Here is a 15,744-nt window from a genome sequence, read left to right as displayed (position 1 = left end):
CGCGCGGCGGGCCTCCGCAGGAGACCTGCGCGCGGCCGCTTCGCGGCCGAAATGCGTTGCGTAGCAACGCATCCGGCGGTGCCGGATATCCGGCTTCGCCGGAATCCGTTGCCGCACAACGGATCACAACGAATTACAGGATTGCCTCACGGCTTTACAGGAAAACCGGAAAACCGGTCCGGCTCGGCCGGGTTTCCGGTGGTATGGGCGCATACGCCCATACCACCGGGCTGGGGAGTCAGCCCCAGACCCCGGCGACGACGCGGTCGAGCAGACCGGGCAGTAGCGCCTCGCGCAGCGCGGCTTTGCTGGCCTTCGGGTCGAGCAGCTCGGGGTCGTCGGCCTGGCCGTGCTCGGCGACGGCGTCGGTGATCGCGGTGACCCGGCGGGTGGCGTGCTCCAGGGCACCGGCGAGCACGGCGAGCTGGTCGGCGAGGGAGTCGAGGTCGGTGGCGGTCTCGGCGTCGGCGGCGATCAGCACGGCGGCGGTGAAGTCGGCGCCGAGCTGGCCGAGCGCCGCGGCGATCTCGTGCTCGCGGCCGGTGGTCGCGGTCGCGGATTCGGCCGGCCGCGGGGCGGTCCAGGTGGCGGCGTCGGGGCCGAGTTGGTCGGCGGTGGTGTGGTCGGTGGTCATGGTTCCCCCCTGGTCGGTGGTCAGAGCGGCGGCAGGGCCTTGCCGTCGTTGTACTTGCGTTCCCACTTGTCGAGCTTCTCGCGCAGCGCCTGGTCGACCAGTGCGGCAAGGGATTCCGACCCGGCCTCTTCGGGGTGGCGGCGGCCCATGAGGGCGACGGCGTCGCGGGCGTACTCCAGCAGGAGGATATCGAAGTTGATGCCCTGCTGGCGCTTGGTCTGGCTGCGCCGCTGGAGCGCTGGCCGCTCGTCGACCTGGCTCTCGGCGCCCGGCGGGCCGGGGTTGAGCAGGCGGCGGCGCCGTGGTGCGGGTTCCTCGCTCGGGCGGCCACCGGCGCTGATGGCCTTGGACATCGCGGCGCGGGTGGCGCTGGGCTTCTTGGCTGCGGTGGTGCCGGTGTCCTCGGGGCGGGGCGGTCGGGTCATGGTCACGGCTCCTGGTGGCGCTGCTGGATCTCGGTGAGGGCGTCGGCGTAGGCGGCGAAGGGTCCGGTGAGGCTCGGGACGGTGCCCATGGCGCGGGTGATGCCGATGCGGGCCGGGATCATCGTGCGCATGACCGGGAAGCCTTCACCGGCCAGGACGTCCTGGACTTCGGCGGCCTCGATGGTGGCGAGCATGATCCGGACGACCAGGACCGAGGTCAGGATCGGGCGGCGTTCGTCGACAGCGCGGGCTACGGCGAAGGTGTCGCCGATCTCGGCCAGGTCGATCCCGCTGCTGGAGGTGGGGACGAGCAGGTGCCCGGTCGCCATGAGCGCGGCCTCCACGGCGCGGGCCTCCAGGCTGGTGCGCTTGACGCGGTCGCGGGAGGGCGGGGTGTCGACCACGACGTGGTGGTAGCGCTCGCGGGCGGAGCGGATCTGGCGCTCCAGGGTGCGGGGGTCGGACCAGGAGACGAGGGAGAGCCGGTCTCGCGGCCACAGGTCTGCGGCGAGGGTGGCCCACTTGCTGGCCGAGCGTTGAGGGTCGGCGTCGACCAGCAGTGTCGGTCCCTGCTCGGCCAGGCCCAGGGCGAGGCAGATAGCGGTGGTGGTCTTGCCGACTCCGCCCTTGAGGTTGGCGATGGTGATCGCGGTCATCGAGCTCGCTCTCGCTGGTCGGATCGGCAGTACGCGCCCATACGCGCGGATGGGTGGACTCAGGATAGCGCGGCACCGCAGGGCGTCCCCCCCGGCTGAGCTGGGCGGATGCTGTGTCCCTGGGGGGAACCGATCCCGGTCCCCTGGGGAGTCCCCCAGGGAGCCGCGGCGTTCCCCCGGGGATCGCGCTGGCGTCCCCTGGGGACTCCCCGGGGGCACGCCGTCCAGTCCCCGGGGGAACGCGGATCTCGCGGTGGCCGGCCAACGGTCCCGGGATCGCGGAGGCGGCGCGGCCGGGCTGCTCACCGCGGCGCCGGACCCCTGGATTACCCCCTGGATTACCCCCTGGATTAGGTACCGGATTACCCCCTGGATTAGCGCAGGGTTTGGGTCCAGGGGGTAATCCAGGGGCTGGTCCAGGGGGTAATCCAGGGGTCGAAATTCCGCGAAATGCTCTGTGAGCTGCGGATATAGCGCTCACAGCCGGTGGCCGGGCGGGGTGCTGCTGATTTGCAGTCCACCCCACTCTCGGCTGAGGGATCAGGAGCCGTACCCGAAATGAGGTACGGCGGCGGGGTGGTGGATCAGCGATTGAGCTACCGGTGTCGTAATCGAGGTCGGAATGGTGCAAGAGGTGTGTCGGGTCTGCGGGGTGGTTCTGGGCCGGAATCGAGCCGCGGGCGGCGGGATCGGCGCGGTGGTGACGCGGTGAGTTCGGAGAGGGTCCGGGGGTGAGTGCGGTCAGATAGCTCGAAGGCCCCGCCGGGTCACGGCGGGGCCTTCGAGGTCGATCGGGAGAGCGGGGGCTACTTCCCGCGGTACTCCCGGTAGGCGGCGAACAGGCTCAGTGCGGCGGCGAGAACGGTCGCTCCGGCACCGGGGTCACCGGTAGCGAGGCCGGTCATCACCGCGAGATTCAGCGAGGCGCAGATGGCGACGAGCGGGTCATCCTCGGGCTGGTAGGGCTGCTGCGGATGCCACTCGCCACCTGGGCGAAGTACGCTCATGTTGTTGTTCCTATGTGTTCGTAGTTGGAGCTTCGTGCATTCGGGGACACACCCTGCTGCTCCTGCCGGGCGTCAACCGGCAGGAGCAGCGCTCTTTTTGTGGAGAGCGTCTATGGCGGCACCTCGTGAGTGCGCCGTGTACCAGTCTTCCGTGTACCAGTCTTCCGTGTTTTGGCTGCGGAATGTTCCTGGAGACACCTAATTTCTTGTTTGTGCTGGTCAGAGCTGTGTTTTGTTGTGCGTAGGAACCCGGAGACGGGGGTATCGGCCCGCCATTGGATGTCCTCCGGGGGCCGGTACTCAGTGAAGCTAGCGAGACGCCCGGCGTCTAGTTTCATCACCAAGCGGTCTGTTTTCGGGTTGTTTGCCCTGGTCAACGGCGTTTTGCGATCCCGATCAGGAGAGGGCGTCTCGGAAAACCGCAGACCGGCGCCCCGCGCCAGACCGGCAAAAGGGGCCCGCTCCTGCGGTGGAGCACCGAAGTCTCAACGCCGGTAGAGACTTCCCGCCGGAGCGGCTACCAGGACAGCGGCACCGCGATGATCGCGGCGGCCACGAAGATCCAGCGGCGCCGGTGGGCGTTGTCGAGCACCGCCAGCACCAGAGCATCGGCCCAGTCGCGGGCGGTGGTGAGCCGCGGCTGGTGCTGGCGGCCGAGCACGTCGGCGACGGCGTGCACGGCGAGGTAGACCCCGCTGACGAGAGCGAAGACGATCGCGGCGGTGCCGAGGTCGGCGAGCATGGTTCCCCCTGAGTTGGTGTTCATCGTGGCATCCGGGCTCATGCGCCGAACCCGATATGGTCGACCGCCTCGTAGGCGTGCCAGTCGGTGCCGAGGGTGTCGGCGGCGACCTGGGCCCAGGTCGCGTTCATCGCGCCGATGTCGCCTGCTGCCCACTGGTCGACCAGGCGCGTCCACTCGTCGGGCCGGACGGTGACCCGGCGGATACGCAGATCGCGCTGCTGCTCGGGCGGTACCGCGCTCTGGTCGACCGGGTGCACCTCGATCCGGGTGCCGGTGCCGTCTCCGCTGAGTCGCCGCTTCAGCGATCCGGCCATGTTCTGGTGGTGCAGGTCGGTGTAGGCGGCTTCGATCTTGGCGAGGTTGGCCGCGTTCGGGGTCCGCTCCTCGGCCAGCCAGGCGGTGAAGGTGCGGGCCGTCACGTCGAGGCCGGCCGATTCCATGGCCTCGTACCCGGCCGAGGACTTGGTCAGGTACCGCAGCCGCGCCGAGAGACCCCGGTCGGTGGTGACCGGCGACTTCACGCCCTCGGCCAGCTCGCTGAGCCGGTCGGAGATGGCCTGGCCGCCGCCGACGCCGCTGGCCCCGCTGCCGCCGGTGAGCTTGCCGCCGCCGCTCACGCTTCACCGGCCCGGTAGGTGTCGCCCTTGGGCTTCATCTCGCCCAGGCCCCGGCCCTCGGGCCAGACCGCGCGCCAGTCTCCGGCGACGTGCAGCTCGTCGACGCCGGTGACGCGGTGGACCAGCAGCCCGGCGGCGTCGGCCTTGTGGGCGCGGCGCCAGAGGTTGGCATGGGCCTGGGCGCGGATGATGTGGCCCCAGTCGGTGCGCTCCAGATCGTGGTTGTACCGGCTGGATTTCGCCATGGTGGAGACGAACTTGGAGTACATGGCCTTGACGTAGGTCTCGGTCGTGGTGTCACCGGTGGCGATGGCCTCGGCGCGGGCGTCGCGCAGCAGCTCCTTGAAGGTGCGCAGCAGGCCCTCGCTCGATCCGCTGGTCCAGGACTCGTGGACGATCGGGGCCTCGCACAGCGCCCCGTAGGCGTCGGTGGACAGGTCGGTGAGGAGCTGGAGCGTCGGGCGGGTGAGCCAGACCGGTCCCGGGGTGGTGCGGTGCCCGAGCGGGTTGGGCAGCCGGTCGTGGTTCCAGGGTCCGGGGGTGGTCAGGTACACCCCGGAGCGCTTGCGGTCGAACTCGGGGCCCTGCTGGTGCTGGAGCGCCCCGATCGGCAGGTGGGTGGTCATGCCCTGGAGGTAGGCGGCGTTGACGTCGAGCGGGGCGATGACGGTGCCGTGCGGGGTGGCGGGGTTGGTCCAGCGGGGCCGCGCTTCCCAGATGGCGTTTGCGGCCCCCTTGGCGGGCTTGCGGAGGATCTCCGGCTCTGCCGGGTGCGCGGTGTGGTCGTAGCGGCTTCCGGCCCGTGTGGCGTCGAGCAGGGCCATCGCGTCGGGGATGGCGGTGGCGACCAGGATCCGGGTCGCCGCTTCGGCGTCGCCTCCGGTCTTGGCCAGCGCTGCGGCTACCCGCTCGGCGATGTGCGCCCGGTGCGCGTTCCCGGTGTTTTTTGCAGAGGGACCGTTTTTCTGAGGGGACACAGGGGACAGAGGGGACACGCTGCGTTCTTGCAGTTCAGAGCCCTGAATGCTGTCCCCTTTGCTGTCCCCTTCGCTGTCCCCTTCCGAGGGGACAGCACCGATCCGGGTGTCGAGAGCGGCGGTGGCGACCCACAGACGGCGCGGCTTCCCGCCGCCGATCCGCACCTGGTGAGTGCAGCGGGCCTGCCCGCTCTCGGTCCGGCTCAGGATGACCCCGGCCTCGCCGAGCCGGTCGTTCAGCGCCCGGTCATCGAGTCCGAATCCCTCGCCGCCAGCCATCTTGCTCAGCAGCTCGTGAGTGGCCTTCGGGATGAGGTACAGGGTCCGGCCGTCCTCGGAGAGGTTCCCGAGCATGAGCCCGCGGCGCTGGCTCTCGGGGCCGCCGCCCATCGAGCTGGGCAGGTTCTCCCAGCCCCACCGGGTGGAGTCCTCCGGGGTGTGCCCGGTCATGGATTCCACGTGGGCCTGCTTGGAGTCGAACGCCTCGCGCAGCAGCTCGGTCCAGCGGGTCACCGGGTCGATCTCGACCCGTCCGGCGGCGGCGGTGGCATCGACGGCGACCAGCGCCGCGTTGACCTGCCCGTAGAGTTCCTCGGCCTGGCGCTCGTCGATCGCGTCGATCTCGCTGGCGTAGTCGAGCAGCGCCTGGGCGGTGAGCAGCAGGTGCGCCAGGTGACTCGCCGAGCGCCCGCGCCCCTCGTCGACCAGCTCGCCGCGCAGCTCGGCCCAGCCCGCGCGGTAGACGTCGGTCCGCCCCGCCTCGGCCTGGCGGGCGATGTAGCGGACGAACCCGGCCATGGCGGTGGCGTAGACCCCGGCCGCGGCCTGGGTGGTGATGTGGTTGAGCTGGGCTTTGTCGACCTGCCCGCGCTGCAACCCGACCACGAACGACCGGTTCTCGGCGCTGGGCACCTTGAACTTCAGTTCCGCGGTGACCATGGCGAAGCCGCGGGGCGGGCGGTCCTTGCGGTCCCCGCCCGAGCGCGAGCCGCGGCCCCGTGCCGAGCCGTTGGCGGCGGTGCGGGCCAGGTACTCGAACTTCTCGTTGATCTCGGTGGCCTCGCGGCGGTTCGATGCCGGGTGGGCGTCGTCGATGACCTGGAGCGCGTTCTTGGCCCCGTAGGCGTAGGTCTCCAGCGAGACCCGGGTGCTGGAGAAGTTCTGCGGGAAGGGATCGAGCAGGCTCCTCGGGCTGTAGTGCGAGAGCCCGATCCCGGCCAGCACCGATTTGCAGGTGTCGGAGGGCCCGTAGAGCACGCCGAGGAAGTCCGGGCGCGGTGCGAGCAGCTCCATGACGGGCAGGTAGGTCATGAGCAGCAGCGGCCACATGACCTCGCCCGGCGCGAGGTTCAGCAGGTCCAGCGAGGCGCGCACCGCGTCGCGCTCCTGGTCGGCGTCGGGCGGGGCGGGCAGGGCGTAGGCCCCGATGCGCGGGCCGAGCTCCAGGGCGAAGCCGGGCACCGGGCCGTCGGCGCCGATGCAGGCGTCGCCGGTGAGGTAGACCGGGCGGCCGTCGCGCTCGGTCCAGCCGGTGTGGCGGTGCAGCGGGGTGGTCTCGTGGTCCTCGGCCAGGCGCAGCACGGCGTCGGCGAGCACGTTGACCATGCCCCGGGAAGCGGTGCCCGACACCGAGAATTCGGCCCACACGTCGCCGGTGAGCACCTGGCGGTGGGTCACGCGGGTCTGCTCGGTACCGACCGAGACGGTGTAGAGCTTGCGGTCCTGGAGGTCGTCCTCGTCCAGGTCGACCATGACCTCGTGGACTTCGGGCACGAACGGGAGAACGGCTCGCCGGGTGTCCTTGCCGACCTTGGCGATAATGCCGGTCTTGCGGTCGAGCTTGTAGCGGTTGCCGCCGGAGAAGAACGCCAAGGTCTCGGCGGGATCGGCGTCGGTGGAGTTCGGGAACTGCACCACGTTGTCGGGCGTGCTCATCTACCCCTCAATGGGATCGGGGCGAAGCACTCGCGAGGTGCGGAAGGGTGGGTCTGCCGGTGTCCGGTTCTGTCCGGACATGTCGTCGCGTGTCGTCTCGTGTCGTGTCGACTGCGCTCTGACGGCTGTTGTACCCTCATCCTCGCGAGGTTCGCCTTTGCTTAGCCCGCCCCCTCGGTGGTTGATCCGGCTGGTAACCGGATCGTGAAGACCTCCAGGGGGCGGGCACTGGTCTTTCTGGGGGCCTACTCTGCCGGTCGGGTCACGGTTTCGTGAACCCGACACGCGGTACTCCAGGGGGCTGTTCTCCTCGCCCCGTGGTCTTTCCGGTGCCCGGCTCGCACACGCGGTGTGCCATCTCCCCGCCTCGCGCGAATCCCTCTTGCAGGTCAAAGGGATTCGGCCCGCGATCGGGTTCCGGCCACCCGGTGCCCGGGTCGTCGTCCGGAGCGCTCAGGTCGATCCCGCGCCGCTCGGCCGCGCGCTGCTGGCGAGCCGCGGTGGCCTTCGCCAGCGCGGCGAGCTGGGCGGCGGTGGCCGGCCTTTTCGGCGCCGCGAGGTTCACGTCGTAGAGGTGGGCCACCAGGACGCGCCCGCGGCGCTGGCGCCGCAGCACGGCTGCGATGTCCTGCCCGGCGGGCCGGAGCCCGGCGGCAGAGAGCTGCCGCCGGGTCCGGAGATGTGATGGCGCGCACCGCCATCGGTAGACGGGCGTGCTCACGACTGCGCGCCACCGGCGTCGCTGTCGCGGCCCCACAGGGACAGGTCGGTCAGCACGGCCGACAGCTCCTCGTGGCGGTGGAAGATCAGCCGACCGCGCTGGCGGATGTGGATCCGGATCTTCGCGGTCGAGGTCTTGGTGGCGGCGATGAGCGAATTGGCGGCCAGATCGCTGATCTGCTGGCGGGTCTCGCTGGGCCGGGCGACGACCAGGAGGTCGACGGCACCGGGCTCCGGGGTGTCGAGAGTGATGGTCTGGAGAGGCATTTCGGTGGTCCTATCTGGGAAGATGATCGAGAGGCACCGGCCAGCCACGAACTGGCCGGTGCCTCGCTGCGTCAGGAGATCGGCGAGCGCCGACCGGAATCGGGGACCAGGTGCCCGGAGTCGCGCAGCACCCGCACGGCGGTGGCCCGGACCCGGCACTCCCCGGTGAGGCAGCCGCGGTGCTGCTGCATCACCGTTCGCGCCTGGGCGGTGGTGAGCGGGCGGGTGTCGGGGCAGGCCCACCGCTCCCATACCCGCGCGATCCCGAGGCGCTCGGCCGGGGCGGCGAGGGCGTAGGAGCTGGCGAGGTCGAGCAGGTCGTCCATGTCGGCCCACCCGGCGCGCAGCTCGGCGCGGGCCGCCGCCAGCTCGCTGCGGGCGCTGGTCAGTTCGTCCTGCAATCGGGTGTTCTCGCGCCGCAGCGCCGTGTTCTCCACTCGCAGGGTCACGTCCGGCGGGGCCTGGTGCAGCAGTTTCATTCCGGTCTCCTCTCATGCGGTCGTGTGACTGCATGAAGCCATGCTATCATGAATGCATGCCTTCACACCAAGGGAGAGAGTGGAATGAAGAATGAGAAACCGCACGTCAGAGGTGGTGTCAAGAAGTCATGCGATCATGGCTTCCGTGACTACGCCCGATTCGCCCCGCAACAAATGGGCGCCGCGCACCGTTCGGCTGGACGACGAGACCTGGAAGTCCGCACGGGTGAAGCTGGCGACGGACGGCGAGAGCTGGCAGGGCGTCATGGAGACGCTCGCGCACGGCTGGCTGTCGGGAGCGATCGACCTGGAGCACGTTCGAGCCGCGCTGTCGAAGGACACCGCGCCGGAGTAGCCGCCCGGCTCTACCCGATTTCGCTGCTCGCGCCGTTCCCGCTGCTGGTCGCGGCGTACTTGGTGGCGCTCTACACCGATCGGCTCTGGCTGGTCGCGGTGCTGGGTGTGCTGGTGCTGGGCAACGGCGCGGTCTACCTGGTCGCGGCGGTCCGGCTGTTCCGGTTGCACCGCGGCGCCGAAGTATCCGGGCATTGCTCCGTTCCGGCTGGCCTCGCGTCGCGGTCGACTGGGTCGACCCAGTTCTCGACCCGGATCGGTGGTGCGGAATGAGCAGGCGGCAGGAGCCCTGGACGGGCAAGGACACGGCCGAGAGCGTGGCGGTGGTGGTGATGATGCTGCTGGCGACGGCGGCGTGCACCGGCAATCTGTCGATTGCGGATATGGGCGCGTACGCGCAGACGGCGCAGCAGTGGGCGGGGCCGGTCGCGCTGGGCGCTAGCGGTGCGCTGGCCGGGATCGGTGTGCTCCTGGTGGTGGTCCGGCACCTGCGGGTGTGGCTGGTGGCCGCGGCTCGGGCGCTCTACCTCTACCGACGGCGCTGGGCGCGGGTGATGACCGATCTCGGGCTGACCGTGACCAGGCCCAGCGGGGTGCAGGTGCCGCGGGTGATGTCGGTGCACCGCGTCGACGGTGAGGACATCGTGCGGGTGCGCCTGGTCCCCGGGCAGGGTGCGGTGGCCTTCCACGAGGCGTCGGCGGCGCTGGCTGCGGAGTTCGGCGCGCGGTCGGCGGTGGTGCGCCTGGGCGAGGTGGCCCACCGCGATATCACGATCACCTTCGATCGGCGGCCGAAGCCGCGGCGTGCGCCGCTGGCGCTGCCCGCTCCGGTGGCGCCGGTGATCCCGATCGGGCTGCCGGTACAGCAGCAGCCGCGCAAGCAGCAGCAGCGCACCGGCCACCAGGCCGGTCCGGCGCTGGGAATCCGGGTGAGCGGGATCCGGCTGCAAATCGTATGGGCGAGTGTCCAGCGAACCCGACATGATGGGGCGAGGGTCCGGCTGCCGCTGAGCCAGCGGTACGGGCTGCGTGGGGAACTGAGGTGGGCGACATGGGCAACACAGGCAACGGCACCGGCGGGGGCGAACTGATGGCCGCCGCAGTGATCGCAGGCGGGGGAGTGCTGACCTTCGGGTCGCTGGTCGCCTACTTCACCATGGAGAACCTCGGGGCGGCGGGGTGGACCGGCCCGGCCGGGGTAGCCGCGGCGGTCGGCACCGTGGGTGGTCTGGTCGCCGCGGGCAAGGTCAGCAAGTCCCGGCGTGAGCGTCTCGCCATCGAGGCCGAGCGCAAGCAGTGGGCGGAGTTCGCCAGCTGGTTCCACCCGAGGCTGGAAACGGCGCTGTGGCGGGTGTCCGATCCGTTCTCGGCCATGGCGACTTGGACCGGGGAGCAGGTCCGCCTGGGCCGCCCGGCGAACCCGGCGACCGGCGATCCCGGAGAGTGGCCGCGGCTGCTGCCGTTCCGGTCGGACAAGGATCTGCCGCCCGGGGTGGAGCTGGGCAACAACGGCCTGTGGCTGACCACCGCGGACGGCCTGGTGCTGATGAACGACGGCATCGCCCCGACCCGCGCCGGTGCCCGCATCCAGCTCTGGGTTCCCGAGGGCGGCTGGTCGGTGCGCGAGTTCGCCGCCCGCCTGCCCAACATCGCCTCGGCCCTGGACGTGCCCGAAGCGCAGATCATCGCCGCCGACGGCCGTCGCGTGGTGCTGGATCTGCGGGTGACCAACCCGCTTGCCGACGCGGTGCGCTACCCCGGTCCGGAGCAGGTGTCGGGCATCGAGGAGCTGACCGCGCTCCTGGACGGGGCGCGGGTCGGGATGCGCGACGACGGCGGCGTCCACCGGCTGCGGGTGCGCGGCAATCACCTGCTGTTCACCGGGCTCACCGGGTCGGGCAAGTCTGGTGCGGTGCAGTCGCTGCTGCTCGGGCTGGCCCCGCTGATCCCGGCCGGGGTGCTGGAGGTTCACATGGTGGATCTCAAGCGGATGGAGATGGCCGCGGGCGCGCGGCTGTACGAGACGTGGTCCAAGACCCCGGCCGAGGCCCTGGTGGCGCTCCAGCTGGCGGTCAACGTGCTCGATGAGCGCCGCGACGCCTACGCCAGCGTTGCCGAGCTGACCGGCGAGCCCACCCGCAAGCACTTCCCGAGCCCCGGTGACCCGCACCTGATGCTGGTGATCGAGGAGGCGATGGCGCTGCTGAAGATCCCCGGCAAGGCACAGATAACGGTCACGCTGCCGGTCCGCGGCAACGACGGCGTGGTCCGCCCCACCGAGGTCAAGGGCAAGATCATCGAACTCGCGGCCGAGATGCTGATCGAGCTGCTCACCCAGGCCCGCGCGGTCGGGATCACGGTCGTGCTCACCACCCAGAACGCGGCCAAGGAGGTCATGGAGCTGCTGCGCGATCTGGTGTCGCTGGTCGTCGGGCTGCGCCAGGCCGGGCCGCAGCAGGAACAGATGACCTTCGGGCACGGGGCACGCGAGCGCGGCGTGCGCGCCACCGAGATCACCGCCGAGGAGGTCGGCACGGCATTCGTGCTGAGCGAGACCGGCGGCCCCGCCCAGCGCACCCGGTTCTACGACGTCCACGACCAGGACATCACCCAGACGGTGCGGATCTTCGGCCGCCCGCCCGGGGTGCCGTCGCGGACCCAGATCGCCACCCAGGCCGCGCTCACCGGAGCGCCGATGCCTGCCGCAGCCGCGGCTGATTCGGCCTCGGCCGAGCGCGGCAACGTGCTCCAGCTGCACGCTGCGGACGCCGAGCCGCCGCTGGTCGACCGGCTCCCGGAGGAAAAGGCCGGCCACTGCAAGTTCTGCGGGAAGAAACTGGAGCAGACCCGTGGCGGCAGGCCCGCGCTGTTCTGCCAGCTCGACGAGAACGGCAACCCCTCCGACCACCGCCAGCAGTACCACCGGCTCAAGAAGCGGCTCGGGTAGGGGAGCGAGGCGACGATGCCCGAGCTCTCCTCCCGGCCGCCCGGCCCCACCTCTTCTACGCGCGTACGCGCAGACGCTCAGGAGTCCACCATGTCCACCAACAGCCGCACAGTGCACACTCCGGGTGTGCACTCCGAGTCCACTGTTCACTCCGATGTCCACACGGCGGCGGTGTACACCCTTCCCACCGCCGCCGTTCACTCCGGTGTCCACTCCGGCGACGTCCACTCGGGCGAGGGTGTACACCCCGGCGAGCCCGCCGACGCGCCGGACAGCGCCGGTGACCACTCCGCCCCGGCGCCGGGTACACCCGATGCACACTCCGGTGTTCACTCCGGCGCCCGCGCCGCCGAGCCCGGCAGCGCTCCCGGCGCGGGCGCCCCGGCGGGCGAGCCCGCCGCGGTGCGCCGCGCCACGGCGTCGGCCGAGACCGATGCCGCGGCTCTCGCGGCGCTGGGCGACAAGGCCCGCCAGATCCGTTTCGCCTGCGTATCGGTGCCGAACCCGACCCCGGCGGCGGTGGGGCGCTGGCTCGCCGAGCGCGGCGTGACCGATATCAGCCGCACCCACCTCTACAACACGGTCAAGACCTGGAACGCCGAGCACGCCGGGCGGCCCCGTCCGGAGCCGTTCACCCCGTCCATTTCCGCCGCCGAGCCCGCCGAGGACGTCCACATGGTCGATCACTCCGTGACCACTGCCCCCGCCCCGGCCGTCCACACCCGCGCCGAGCGCCTGCCGGTGCCCGCCGCCGACGTTCACCCCGCCCCGGTGGACACCCCCGCCGCTGTCCGCACCGATGTTCACCCCGAGCCGGGCACCGGTACACCCGCCGATTCGGCCGGCCTCGCGCTGCCCACCGACGAGGAGACCGCAGAGCTGGCCCAGCGGGTCGCACGCGCCCGGGGACGGCTGGCCTACCAGGGCGACCGGGCGCTGCTGGAGGCACTGAGCGAGGAGGAGATCGCCGCCGACCGCGCGCTCGCCGAGCGTGAGCGCGCCGCCGAGCGCCAGATCCGCCAGGCCACGATCGACGCCAAGCTGCGGCGCCTGGAGCGCGAGCGCAAGGACATCGAGGCCGAGGCCCGCGAGGAGTCCAGCAGCGCCCGCTGGCACCGGCGCGCGGTCGCCAAGCGCCGCCGCCTGGCCAGCCCGGACGCGCGCCTGGCGGTGCTCTACCGCCGCTCGGAGCTGATCGCGCGCGCCCTGGTGGCCGTGGTGGTGATCGGCATGATCTGGTCCGGGGTCAACGTGCAGCGCAACCTCGTGCCCTCCGGGGACATGAGCGAGCCGCTGTTCTGGCTGTCGTTCGGGCTGGAGGCCATGATCTCGGTCCCGCTGATCGCCATCATGCTCACCACCACCGACGCCGGGCGCGAGAACACCGAGCAGCAGCGCGGCAAGGTGATCGCCGCCGAGCTCGCGCTCCTGGCCCTCACCATCACGCTCAACACCGGCCCGCACATCGCCGCGGGGGATCTCGGCCGCGCCGCCGAGTTCGCTATCGCGCCGGTCATGGTCGGCGTGGTGATCTGGGTGCACTCCTGGGCCTCGGGGCGCTACTCGGAGATGATCCTGGGCGCGACCCCGGCCGACGAGCGCCCCGGCGCGCAGACCACCAGCACCACCACCATCGAGGGGGACCAGCAGTGAGCACCAACGACGACCACCTGATCGGCGCCATGGAAGCCGAGCGCGAGAACGACCCCGCCGCCACGGGCACCGTGGTGGACCGCGAGCTGGCCCGCGCCTACGACTCGCTGCGCGCCGCCGCGGACCTGGCGGTCACCGCCAACGGCGAGCGCGCCGCCCGGGTGATGGGCGCGCACTACGACACCGCCATCGCGGCGGTGGAGACCCTGCTGGAGCTGCGCGCGGGGGAGAAGTTCCCGGCCATCGTCGCCGCGGCTGCGCGCCGCCGTGACGAGGACGGAGCCCGGCAGTGAAGCTCCCCCCGCACTGGCCGATCACGGGCACCCTGCGCCACCCGCACCGGCCCTGGACGCTGCGCCGCTGGCGCCTGGGTGGCGGCAGCCCCACCGTGGTCTGGTCGCTGCGGGTGGGCACCTGCCCGCGGTGCTCCGAGTGCGGCGGGCGCGGCTACATCAACCTCGCCAGCCACGGCGAGGAGCCCGATTTCGACGAGTGCTGGACCTGCTCGCGCCCGCTGCTGGAGATCGCGGTGCCGGACCGGCTGGACGGGCTGCTGCCCGGCTCGCCGCTGCGGGCCTACCCCGCCAGCCGCCCGGCGGACGGCAGCGAGTCACCGTTCTGACCAGGGCGCGCACGGCAACGGACCCCGGCCTCCTGGCCGGGGTCCGTTTGTGCGTACGGGCGCATACGCGCGGACTACATCTTGCCGCCGCGCTGCCACGGCGGGGCCAGCTTCGCGCCCTCCTCGGTCAGCCGCGCCACCGACTTGTCCCCGTCGGCGTCCTCCAGGACCAGCAGCCCGGTCGCCAGCATGTGATCGAGGGTCTCGGCGCCGCCGGTGGTCGCGGGCGAGCCGTCGGTCTGCCACATGTCCCCGGTCCGGATGACCAGGCCCCGCGCGATCAGGGGCGCGAGCATCTTCGCCCCCGCCTCGGTCGATTCCGGCTTGGCGGCGCTCCGGCGCCTGCGAGTCGGAGCCGGAGCGGTCACCTCCTGCTCGGCCGGAGGATCGGCCGGCGTTTCCGGCTCCGCCGCCTTCACCGCGGCGGCGGCGGTCGGATCGACCTTGGCCGTGAGCGCGAAGACCCCCAGGATCCGCTCAAGCCGCGCCTCTTCCCGGGCGCGCACTTCCTCCAGCTCGTCCTGGTGCTGCGACCGCATCGCCTCGATCCGGCGCTCCAGCTCGGCGATCCGGTCACGGGCCTCGCCGAGCTGGCCCTCCAGCCGGTTCCGGCTGTCGCGCGCCGCCTCGATCTCCTTCTTGGCCTCCTCGGTGGTGGCCTGGGCCTCAGCCCGATCGGCCTCCAGCGCGGCGCGCTGCTCGGCCAGCTCGTCGAGCGCCGCCGCGTGCCTGACCTCCATGTCCTCGATGTAGTTGTCGGCCCCGGCGCGCAGCTCGTCCATCTCGGCGCGGGCCGCCGCCGCCCGGCCCACGGTCAGCCGTGCCAGCTCGGCGAGCGCCGCGATCGGGGAGGGGTACAGCGCGGCGAGCGCGTCGGACAGATCGGCGGGCAGCTCGGCGACGGCAACGGCAGTGGTCTCGGCCGGAACTGCCGGGGCGGCGGCCGGGGCGGGATCGGTCTTGAGGCGGCGGTTGCCGTACCCGCGCGCCTTCGCCTCGATCGCCGCCAGCTCGGCGGCGCGCTCGGTGCTCATGCCGAACTGCTTGCGCGGGTACCCGGCGCGGTCGGAGAGGTGCCCGGCCACGCCGGTGCTGCCGTGCTCCTGCTGCCACTGCGCCTGCTCGGGCTGGCCGCAGTACCGGGGCAAGCGGCCCTTCGAGGTGTTGGCGTAGACCGGGTTCCCGCAGACCGCGTCCGGGCCGGTCGGGAACTGGCACACCCCGACGATCTCGCCGGGCGCGAAAACGTCGGTCTTGTAGGCGGTTTCGGTGGTCGGGGTCTCGGTGTCGCTCATGGTGTCCTCCTGCTCGGCTCCGGTGGGCATGATTACAGCTTACTACAGGATTACAGGAACTACAACAGGATAACCACCGGAAAATGCCCGGAACCCTATTGCCTGTACCGTAACGACTCCAGCATTCTCAGCCGATACGGAACATATGTGCAGTTCAGAGGACTTTTCTACAGAATTACCGGAAAAGGTGCGATATGGGTTGCGAATCCTGGACCAACGTGTGTATACTGGAGTCATGAGAGAGAGACAGAGACCAGGAGCCGGGACAGACCCCCAGCTCAGCCCCACTAATCGGGAAAGACAGGGATTGACAGATTACCGGTTACAGTATACAGGTTACGGGTACAGCAAACGTTTCCGTAACGTTACCGGTTACAATTTTCTAGAAAATTGTAACCGGTAACGTTACGG

The 15,744-nt window shown here is 71.1% G+C and carries 18 protein-coding genes; 7 read left to right on the top strand and 11 right to left on the bottom strand.

The annotated features are described in order from the left end of the window. Positions 1-238: 238 nt before the first annotated feature. From AB0H71_RS33675 to AB0H71_RS33630, 10 genes are all read right to left on the bottom strand, one after another. Positions 239-634: a hypothetical protein gene (locus tag AB0H71_RS33675; RefSeq protein ID WP_357029592.1), complete on the bottom strand. Its 396-nt coding sequence runs from the start codon at positions 632-634 to the stop codon at positions 239-241. Positions 635-654: 20 nt separating this feature from the next. After that, a complete protein-coding gene (locus AB0H71_RS33670) occupies positions 655-1,059 on the bottom strand; it encodes a hypothetical protein (protein WP_357029589.1) in 405 nt (134 codons plus the stop codon). Between the two features lie 2 nt (positions 1,060-1,061). Next, positions 1,062-1,715, bottom strand: coding sequence for a ParA family protein (locus AB0H71_RS33665; RefSeq protein ID WP_357029586.1), 654 nt, complete (start codon positions 1,713-1,715; stop codon positions 1,062-1,064). An 806-nt stretch (positions 1,716-2,521) separates the two neighbouring features. Next, positions 2,522-2,722: a hypothetical protein gene (locus AB0H71_RS33660; protein WP_357029583.1), complete on the bottom strand. Its 201-nt coding sequence runs from the start codon at positions 2,720-2,722 to the stop codon at positions 2,522-2,524. Between the two features lie 517 nt (positions 2,723-3,239). Further along, positions 3,240-3,488 carry a hypothetical protein gene (locus AB0H71_RS33655; protein WP_357029580.1) on the bottom strand — a complete coding sequence of 83 codons (249 nt, stop codon included), beginning with the start codon at positions 3,486-3,488 and terminating at the stop codon, positions 3,240-3,242. 14 nt (positions 3,489-3,502) lie between these two features. After that, positions 3,503-4,084 (bottom strand): hypothetical protein, encoded by a 582-nt coding sequence (locus AB0H71_RS33650; RefSeq protein ID WP_357029577.1) that lies wholly within the window; start codon positions 4,082-4,084, stop codon positions 3,503-3,505. Further along, positions 4,081-6,996: a hypothetical protein gene (locus tag AB0H71_RS33645; protein ID WP_357029574.1), complete on the bottom strand. Its 2,916-nt coding sequence runs from the start codon at positions 6,994-6,996 to the stop codon at positions 4,081-4,083. The genes AB0H71_RS33650 and AB0H71_RS33645 overlap by 4 nt, the downstream gene beginning before the upstream one ends. Positions 6,997-7,258: 262 nt before the next feature. Continuing rightward, a complete protein-coding gene (locus tag AB0H71_RS33640; protein WP_357029571.1) occupies positions 7,259-7,717 on the bottom strand; it encodes an RRQRL motif-containing zinc-binding protein in 459 nt (152 codons plus the stop codon). Further along, entirely contained in the window at positions 7,714-7,983 is a 270-nt protein-coding gene (locus tag AB0H71_RS33635) for a hypothetical protein (RefSeq protein ID WP_357029568.1), read from the bottom strand. Before AB0H71_RS33635 ends, AB0H71_RS33640 begins: the two co-directional genes overlap by 4 nt. Before the next feature lie 71 nt (positions 7,984-8,054). After that, positions 8,055-8,462 carry a hypothetical protein gene (locus AB0H71_RS33630; protein ID WP_357029565.1) on the bottom strand — a complete coding sequence of 136 codons (408 nt, stop codon included), beginning with the start codon at positions 8,460-8,462 and terminating at the stop codon, positions 8,055-8,057. Between the two features lie 145 nt (positions 8,463-8,607). On the opposite strand from AB0H71_RS33630, the gene AB0H71_RS33625 reads away from it, so the two are divergent. The 7 genes from AB0H71_RS33625 to AB0H71_RS33595 all read left to right on the top strand — a co-directional run bounded on the left by AB0H71_RS33625 (position 8,608) and on the right by AB0H71_RS33595 (position 14,038). Further along, on the top strand, positions 8,608-8,817 hold the full coding sequence (locus AB0H71_RS33625) for a hypothetical protein (protein WP_357029562.1): 210 nt from the start codon (positions 8,608-8,610) through the stop codon (positions 8,815-8,817). Positions 8,818-8,879: 62 nt separating this feature from the next. Next, entirely contained in the window at positions 8,880-9,089 is a 210-nt protein-coding gene (locus tag AB0H71_RS33620) for a hypothetical protein (protein ID WP_357029560.1), read from the top strand. Beyond that, positions 9,086-9,907, top strand: coding sequence for a hypothetical protein (locus AB0H71_RS33615; protein WP_357029557.1), 822 nt, complete (start codon positions 9,086-9,088; stop codon positions 9,905-9,907). The genes AB0H71_RS33620 and AB0H71_RS33615 overlap by 4 nt, the downstream gene beginning before the upstream one ends. Further along, a complete protein-coding gene (locus AB0H71_RS33610) occupies positions 9,868-11,763 on the top strand; it encodes an FtsK/SpoIIIE domain-containing protein (protein ID WP_357029554.1) in 1,896 nt (631 codons plus the stop codon). The genes AB0H71_RS33615 and AB0H71_RS33610 overlap by 40 nt, the downstream gene beginning before the upstream one ends. A gap of 171 nt (positions 11,764-11,934) precedes the next feature. Continuing rightward, positions 11,935-13,416 carry a hypothetical protein gene (locus tag AB0H71_RS33605; RefSeq protein ID WP_357029551.1) on the top strand — a complete coding sequence of 494 codons (1,482 nt, stop codon included), beginning with the start codon at positions 11,935-11,937 and terminating at the stop codon, positions 13,414-13,416. After that, positions 13,413-13,709, top strand: coding sequence for a hypothetical protein (locus tag AB0H71_RS33600; protein WP_357029548.1), 297 nt, complete (start codon positions 13,413-13,415; stop codon positions 13,707-13,709). Before AB0H71_RS33605 ends, AB0H71_RS33600 begins: the two co-directional genes overlap by 4 nt. Continuing rightward, on the top strand, positions 13,706-14,038 hold the full coding sequence (locus AB0H71_RS33595) for a hypothetical protein (protein WP_357029546.1): 333 nt from the start codon (positions 13,706-13,708) through the stop codon (positions 14,036-14,038). Before AB0H71_RS33600 ends, AB0H71_RS33595 begins: the two co-directional genes overlap by 4 nt. Before the next feature lie 74 nt (positions 14,039-14,112). Here AB0H71_RS33595 and AB0H71_RS33590 read toward each other — a convergent pair whose 3' ends face one another. Then, entirely contained in the window at positions 14,113-15,363 is a 1,251-nt protein-coding gene (locus AB0H71_RS33590; protein ID WP_357029543.1) for a hypothetical protein, read from the bottom strand. Between the last annotated feature and the right edge of the window lie 381 nt (positions 15,364-15,744).

The sequence above is a fragment of the Nocardia sp. NPDC050697 genome (assembly GCF_040654395.1).
Classification (GTDB): Bacteria; Actinomycetota; Actinomycetes; order Mycobacteriales; family Mycobacteriaceae; genus Nocardia.
This window is presented reverse-complemented; position numbering and strand designations above follow the sequence as displayed.